The sequence below is a fragment of the Caballeronia sp. NCF2 genome (assembly GCF_023631205.1).
Taxonomy (GTDB): Bacteria; Pseudomonadota; Gammaproteobacteria; order Burkholderiales; family Burkholderiaceae; genus Caballeronia; species Caballeronia zhejiangensis.
On record NZ_JALQDN010000083.1, the window covers coordinates 1 to 1,432 of the forward strand.

Here is a 1,432-nt window from a genome sequence, read left to right on the forward strand (position 1 = left end):
CCTAATGCCGTTCAGTTAAGATCCTTTCTAAGGTACCGGACGGAGTAACGTGAGGGGCGGGATTTGACGACTCGGTCGCATGTGCGCCCGGGTCGTTTTTCATTTTGAAGCGACTTGAGCCGTTCGCGCAGACGCCGAAGGCATGCGGGCAGCTTTGCATATGCCGGCGTAAGGGCGGCCCACATGAGTTCGTGCTGGATGGTATGGAGGGCGCGCACGAAGCTGATGTCGGTCGGTGCGAGTTTCGCCTCCCATGCGGCGCTGGCGATCTCACGGCGAATCAGGTTGTAGGCGATCAGCGCACCCCATATCTCCTGATACACGCCTTCGACGGTGCGGCTGCGCAAGGTCAACTCCGAACCCAGCATCGATTGCTTAAGCTCGCCGTAACTGGTCTCGATCTGCCAGCGGCGCTCGTAGCAGGCAACGATATCGGCGGGTTTGAAACGTCGCCGATCGCCGAGCGAAGTCAACAGCACGCGTTCGCGTCCACGCGCGTCGATAGTTCGGATCGCCCGCGCATTCCAGAATTCGGGCAAAGCCGGACATTTCTTGCGCGCCTGCGGCGAGACGCGCATGCGCACCGTCGCATCGTCAGCGGTACCCGAGACCACTTCCCAGCAGGTATTCGCTTTGGCTGGAATCAGGAAGTGACGATTGGGGGCGTTCATCGTCAGCCCACATAGGATTTCTGCAGCCAAAAAGCCCTTGTCGAACACCGTCAGCGAGTCTTGCGGAATCTGCGGCAGCAGGCTTTTGGCGTACATCATTTCGTTGGTGTCGTAGCGACCGAAATTGATATCGGCGACCAGATGCGTCGGAATGGCGGTGAGCGTCACGGCGCGCACCTGCGGATAACTGGCCACCTTGCCGCTGGCATAACCTTGCGCGCCAAAGTGCTCACGGTTGGCCGCACTGTCGGGTACGCGCAACGTGGTGCCGTCCATCGCCCAAAGACTTAATCCCTTGAACGCATGGTGAGCCGCGTCCTGAGTCGTCCACGCCCGTGCCGTCTGCTCGAACAGCCACGCCATCGGCGCCTCGCCCACGCGTTGGCGGGCCTGCACCACGGCGCTCTTGCTCACAAACGGCGCGGCCTCGTTGGGCAAGGCCAGATCGAGACTGTCGAGTACTTCGCTGATTGACCAGTGCCGGTACATCGCCAGCGCGATCACCAGCCACACCACCTGCTCAGCCGGCAGACGACGGCGCCGGATGCTCGCTGCGCCCGTTGCCTGGACCGCACGCGTGACCCACTCGTAGGGCAGATGCTCAGCCAACCGTCGCAGATCGGTCGGCTCCTGAGCTTCGATTACGAAGGTGAGGTGGTTGGCAAGCATCGCCCCGAAAAGTTAACAGCTCGGCGCAACGTTTACAACTAGTTCCCGCACCAAAATAAAATGCCGTTCAGTCGCTTAACTGAACGGCATTA

The 1,432-nt window shown here is 60.7% G+C and carries 1 protein-coding gene; it reads right to left on the bottom strand.

What is annotated here, in order from left to right:
• Nucleotides 1-11: 11 nt before the first annotated feature.
• Nucleotides 12-1,340: an IS4 family transposase gene (locus tag NCS02_RS31870; protein WP_250523526.1), complete on the bottom strand. Its 1,329-nt coding sequence runs from the start codon at nucleotides 1,338-1,340 to the stop codon at nucleotides 12-14.
• Nucleotides 1,341-1,432 lie beyond the last annotated feature (92 nt).

Coding starts and splice junctions, on each gene's coding strand:
- NCS02_RS31870 (WP_250523526.1), bottom strand. CDS start 1,340: ATGCTTGCCAACCACCTCACCTTCGTAATCGAAGCTCAGGAGCCGACC.